Here is a 5504-nt window from a genome sequence, read left to right as displayed (position 1 = left end):
TCTATACCGCGGCCACCACGGATATGACAACGGACCTCTTCAACCGGAAGTTCTTCGACGAAAACCTGCGGAAGGAGATAGCCAGGGCCTCCAGGTACGGGTCGCCCCTGTCGTTGATCATGATCGACCTGGACAACTTCAAGGCCCTCAACGACACGAAGGGACACCTGGCCGGCGACAGCGGCCTGCAGGAAATAGCCCAGGCGATCAAGAACAATGTTCGATCCTCGGATAGGGTGACACGCTGGGGCGGCGACGAACTCATCATTTCCACCCCGGTCGACGCGGAAGAGGCGCTCATGCTCGCCAGGAAACTGCGGGTGCTGCTGCTCGGCCTGGACCACGGGGGGTTCGGTCCTGTCACGGCCAGCATAGGCGTGTCGACCTACCGGGATGGGGACGACATCGATTCCCTCACGAAAAGGGCCGACTTTGCCCTGTACGAGGTAAAACAAAGAGGGGGAAACGGTGTTTCCTCCTGAAAAAGACCCCTGCCTGCCCGTCAACAGGATAAAGGAGTAAAATAGCAGTAATACGACCGGTGCGGGGCGACAAGGCGGAGACCCTGGGCGACCGTTCGCCCAAGAGCATTGCCTTCGGTTCAAGAGACCCGGAGTGAAGGTCGTTCCATCGAAATGACCCGGTTCCAGGGTCGGAGACATCTTCGCTCCTTTTTATTTTCGCCGTAGTTTCCCGTGAACGGCGAGCCAGAGACAGGCCGGGTCGGATGAAGTCGACGTTACGCGGTGCCTGGTGCAGGCGGGAATGAAAATCCAGTCGCCGGGGCGGAGGTTCACCCTGGAGAAATCGTCGTATTCCAGGGTCGCCTCGCCCCGCAAAAGCGCCACCCACTCGTCGGCGTCCTGTTGCAACCAGGCGTCCGGCGGCGTCACCTGCCCCGACGATAGGATCCTCTCTATCCTCACCATGGGTCCCGCCAGGAGGTCCTCAAAGACCTCTTCCTTGGGAAGAGTTTCCGGCAGGGAAAAAAGATTCCCAAAAAGCTTCATGGCGCAGGACACCTCCTGAGATCGGCCGAATCGGCCGTTTTTTCCAGCAAGTCCGCCCATTCCCTGTCTAAGCCGGGCCAAGGGAGGGTTCGCTTCGTTTGTAGGCACTGCTGGTATATCATGGCCTAAAGGAATGGTAAAGGTTCCAGGTGGGAGGTAAGGAATCATGTGCAGGATGCTCATTGCGAACAGGTCGGGCATATCCAGGCTCGTCGAGAGGCTTTCTGAATTCCCCCACTGCAACACCTTGGCCGCTTTCCTCAAGGGGCTCGACCTCCGTCACGGCGGCCATGGGAGCGGCGTGGTGCTTTACGGCGATGGATCGGTACTTCATTATGAACGGGGCGCTGACATGCAGCCCGGGCGCGCCGCGGCTGTCCTGGAGGGGCGCGACTACGAGTGGGCCGTCTTCCATACGAGGGAAGCCAGCGTCGGATCAGTCCGCGATGAAAATTGCCACCCCTTCGTAATCGAGGGGCGGCATCACCTGGTCTTGGCCGCGAACGGCAGCGAAAGCCAGGTGGCCGCCCTGGGACGCGTCACGGGCGACATAACCGACAGCGAATTCATCGCGAGGATGATCGTGGATATGGACCTCCCCTTCCCGCAGGCCCTGTCCTGCTTCAGTTCGAACTTCGTCGGCCTCTACGACGGCCGACCCTTCGCGAAAAAGGGCGACCGGCAACTCCTCAAGTTCCAGTCGGAGCGGGATATAGTCTTCGCGAGCGACCTTCCCTTCGGATTGACGGACATAACCAGGCCCGAACACAACTACTGCTGGTTCGACTGGGAAGAGTCGACGCTGGCTTGACGAGCCGGAAAGGAGACGCCATGGGTAAGATCACCGTCTACGGAGCCGGAAGCTGGGGGACCGCCACCGCCGACCTCCTGGCCCGTGGGGGACATCAGACCACTCTCTGGTGCAGGAGACCCGAGCAGGCGCGGGCCATAGACGCCACGGGGAGGAACCCGGACTACCTCAGGGACACCGATCTGAGCCCCGCCCTTTCGGTGACCTCGGACCTCGAGGAGGCCGCCCTTTCATCCCAACTGCATGTCACCGCCGTGCCCACCCAGTCGGTCAGGGGGTTCCTTGCGGGGGCGGCGAAGTACTGGCCCCGGGACCTGAGGATATGCAACCTGGCAAAGGGGATCGAGATATCGTCGGGTGAAAGGATAAGCCACATCGTCGCCGAGCTCCTCCCCGAATCCAGGTATTCCGTCCTGTCGGGCCCAAGCCATGCCGAAGAGGTCGCCGCCGGCAAGCCCACGGCCGTCGTCGTCGCCTCTTCCATCACCGGCGAGCCGAAACTCTGGCAGGAAATTTTCTCCGGAAGGCTTTTCCGGGTCTACACCAGCGACGACGTCGCCGGCGTCGAGATCGGCGGAGCCGTGAAGAACGTCATAGCCATCGCCGCCGGGATCGCCGCCTCCAGGGAGATGGGGCACAACGCCCTGGCCGCCCTGGCGTGCAGGGGGCTGGCGGAGGTGATGAGACTCGGCGCCAACCTGGGAGCCCATCCCCTTACGCTGGCGGGGCTCGCCGGGGTCGGCGACCTGATGGTTACCTGCTTCAGCAACCTCTCAAGAAACTACAAACTGGGCCTGGCCATCGGCGATGGGATGACCCTGCAGCAGGCCATGGAGGCCCTCGGCCAGGTGGCCGAGGGCGCTTTCACCGTGGATGCCCTGGTGAGGCACGCCAGGAGGATCGGCATTGAATTGCCCCTCGCTGAAGCGGTGCATCGCATCCTCTACGAGGGAGCCTCGCCGGAGTGCGTGGTGGAATCCCTCTTCGGACGGGAACTCAAGCCCGAACTGCCACTCGAGATGTACTGGGGAAGGGGACAAACAGGGGTGCTTAAGGCTCGGCGATCCTGAAATCCTCGCCGAGCCACAGGGACATGGCCCAGGCGATCAGGACCACCAGCGGGATAGAGATGGCAAAACGGATGAGGGTAAAACCAATCCCCAGAAAAGAAGCCTCGAAGATCGTCATGGGGATTCTGCTGATCATGGATGCGTTGAGAAAGGTCAGGATCACCTTCATGGAAGCCCCCTTTTTCTGTAAAACCAGGCAGAGGGGCAGGGCGACAAAGAGACCGCCTACAATTGTCCCCGCCAGCACGACAGCCCAGAAGTAACCCTGCGCTCCCGATTCGCTCCCCATGTGTTTTTCCACGGTCTCCCGCCGGACCCAGGCGTGGAACAGTCCTACCAGCAGGAAGGTCGGCGGCAAAAGACCGGCCATCGTCCGCGCGAAGTCCAGGAAGTTGGCACCACACCTCATCCCCGGCTCGAAACGAAGGAAGGCCGAAAGCATGACGAAAGCGGCGAAACCTAAAAGCGACACGACCCAAAAAGGCAAGGCGGATCTTTTGCCCTTCATAGCAACTCTCCAAAGAAGAAGCCGATTGCAACGGAAACGACCAGGGCCATCGCCAGCCCGGCAAGATTTCTGGCCAGGGCCACCTTGAAACCAAGATATTCCCTCTCAAGGGGAAGCGTTACGACACCGACCATCATGAGGGTGGTAGTGAAAGCGGCGATCACCGTGTAGGGAACGCCTTTTTCGAGGAGAATACCCGACAGGGGGAAAGCCACGGAACCGGGAATGGCTGCTATGGAACCGGCCACGGCCCCGATGATACTCCCCGCGAGGAGACCTCTCCCCACGAGGAGTTCAAGAAGGACCTCTTCGCTTATCAAACCAAGACTGAGGGACGTGAACACCAGGACAACAACGAACATGGGCAGAACATCCCTGAAGAAGGACCAAGCCAGGCGGACGGCTTCAAGGGTCCTCTCCCTGCTGATAAACCACGAAATCAAAAAAAGTACCGCCATGAGCACCCAAGCGATTACCATTCCCAACCCTATCATTCCTTCCGCCCCGGGCTTTGACCGACCCGCGGTCGCAATATTCCATCCTGTCCGGCCCTTCAGTATACCGGAAAATAAACGCTTCCAGGCCATATTGACACCACTGTGAAGTGATACAATACAGGAAAGGTGGTGAGACCCCTGCAGGAAGCGATCCTGGCGGCTCTTTGCGCCGCATCGAAGCTCGTCGCCCGGGGACACGAGACCGCCGTCGTCGGGGGCGCGGTCCGCGACCTCTTCCTCGGCCGGGAATCGATGGAGGCGGATTTGGCGACTTCGGCCTCCACGGAGGAGATCCTGGAACTGTGGCCCGGAGCACCGGTCGTGGGATGCCCTCCCGCCGCCACGGTTATCATAGACTCCGGGGGGTACCGAGTGGATATTTCCAGTTTCCAGGGTGACACCCTGGCAGAAGACCTCGGGCGGAGAGATCTTACCATCAACGCCATGGCGGTATCCATCGAGGGCACGATTGTGGACCCCTGGGAGGGAAGGGCTGACCTGGCAAGGAGGCTGCTGAGGTTCACCGGTGCCCCCCTGGATAGGCTCACCTCGGATCCCCTGAGGGCTGTAAGGCTCGCCCGGTTCGCTTCCGAACTGCCAGGCTTCAGCGTCGACCCCGTCTCTCGGGAGGCCTGCCGCGGCTTCGCTTCCCGGGTCTCCTCAATGCCGCTTCCCCGGATCGGAAGGGAGATTTTTAAAGCCCTGGCGGGGGACCTGCCCGCTTTCCTGGATACCCTTGAAGGGCAGGGCCTCCTTGCATCAGTCCTGCCCTTTTGGGGGGAGGTCACGGCCGATCGGAGGGCGACCACCTTGGACAGGATCCGCAGGGCGTGCTCTCTCACCGACGATAGGGCTGTCAGGGCGGCCTGCCTGCTCGCCGAAGACGGCAAAGGCGTCGCGGCGACGATCTCGGCCTGGAGCTGGCCGAAGGGGATGGCCGGGGAGACAAAGAACCTCGTGAGATACCGTACCATCGCCCTCCACGGCGCCGACGCCAGCTCCTGGGCCGGCCTCTATCGATCCCGGGGTGCGCGTTGGCTTGGGAGACTCTTCTTATTCGGGTATATTGAAAGCCTCGAGCAAGGCCCATCGGCCGCCGAAGCCTGGGCTGAAAGCCAGAGGTCGTCGGCGGCGTTCATACTGCGTCTTCAGTCCTTTGGCCGAAGGATCACCGGTGAGGAAGTGATGGCGCTCACGGGACTGAAAAGCGGGCCGGAGGTGGGCGAGATCCTAGCCGATCTCGACGGGGCGATAGCCCTGGGGGAAGTGAAGGACAGGCACCAAGCCCTGCGCCGTGTCTTCAATCGAGGAAAGAGAGTATGAACGGTGCCTTCCCGCCTTTCCTTATCCGGGTTGACATAGTATCCTTATGGCCTAAAAACATTAATTTAAGCGGGGGATCCTGATGGAACAGTCAGAGATGGGCAAGGCGACGGTAGTTTTTAACAAACAGCATCGGAGGCGGAGGATCGCAACCTGCTTCGTGCTTTCCGGTTGGTACGCCACGATGTTCGTCACCGACATACTCTTCGGGTATCACCCCGTTGACCGGGTCGACCTGGCCCTGGCCCTCGTCCTTTTTGCCTGCTCCTTCGCGGCTGCGCCCGT

General features: G+C 61.0%; 8 protein-coding genes. 5 read left to right on the top strand and 3 right to left on the bottom strand.

Annotated features, from left to right (window positions below):
• Positions 1 to 482 (top strand): GGDEF domain-containing protein (locus GX108_05680; GenBank protein NLO56527.1); only part of this gene is annotated, 482 nt, incomplete at its 5' end.
• A gap of 192 nt (positions 483 to 674) precedes the next feature.
• On the opposite strand, the gene GX108_05675 is transcribed toward GX108_05680, so the two are convergent.
• Entirely contained in the window at positions 675 to 1010 is a 336-nt protein-coding gene (locus GX108_05675) for a cupin domain-containing protein (GenBank protein NLO56526.1), read from the bottom strand.
• 166 nt (positions 1011 to 1176) lie between these two features.
• Between GX108_05675 and GX108_05670 the strand changes: the two genes are divergently transcribed.
• Together GX108_05670 and GX108_05665 are read left to right on the top strand one after the other, a co-directional pair.
• Positions 1177 to 1821, top strand: coding sequence for a hypothetical protein (locus GX108_05670; GenBank protein ID NLO56525.1), 645 nt, complete (start codon positions 1177 to 1179; stop codon positions 1819 to 1821).
• 20 nt (positions 1822 to 1841) lie between these two features.
• Complete coding sequence (locus GX108_05665; protein ID NLO56524.1) at positions 1842 to 2891, top strand: NAD(P)-dependent glycerol-3-phosphate dehydrogenase; 1050 nt, start codon at positions 1842 to 1844, stop codon at positions 2889 to 2891.
• Here GX108_05665 and GX108_05660 read toward each other — a convergent pair.
• Together GX108_05660 and GX108_05655 are read right to left on the bottom strand one after the other, a co-directional pair.
• On the bottom strand, positions 2872 to 3399 hold the full coding sequence (locus GX108_05660) for a hypothetical protein (GenBank protein ID NLO56523.1): 528 nt from the start codon (positions 3397 to 3399) through the stop codon (positions 2872 to 2874). The genes GX108_05665 and GX108_05660 overlap by 20 nt on opposite strands.
• Positions 3396 to 3893, bottom strand: a complete 498-nt coding sequence (locus tag GX108_05655) for a hypothetical protein (protein ID NLO56522.1) — start codon at positions 3891 to 3893, stop codon at positions 3396 to 3398. The genes GX108_05660 and GX108_05655 overlap by 4 nt, the downstream gene beginning before the upstream one ends.
• 132 nt (positions 3894 to 4025) lie before the next feature.
• Here GX108_05655 and GX108_05650 point away from each other — a divergent pair, with 132 nt between their 5' ends.
• Both GX108_05650 and GX108_05645 read left to right on the top strand, forming a co-directional pair.
• Positions 4026 to 5219 carry a CCA tRNA nucleotidyltransferase gene (locus tag GX108_05650; GenBank protein ID NLO56521.1) on the top strand — a complete coding sequence of 398 codons (1194 nt, stop codon included), beginning with the start codon at positions 4026 to 4028 and terminating at the stop codon, positions 5217 to 5219.
• Between the two features lie 82 nt (positions 5220 to 5301).
• The coding region (locus GX108_05645; GenBank protein ID NLO56520.1) for a hypothetical protein at positions 5302 to 5504 on the top strand (203 nt) is incomplete at its 3' end.

The organism is Thermovirga sp., from assembly GCA_012523215.1.
Classification (GTDB): Bacteria; Synergistota; Synergistia; order Synergistales; family Thermovirgaceae; genus 58-81.
The sequence above is the reverse complement of the archived record's forward strand: the minus strand, read 5'-3'. Positions and strand labels throughout refer to the sequence as shown.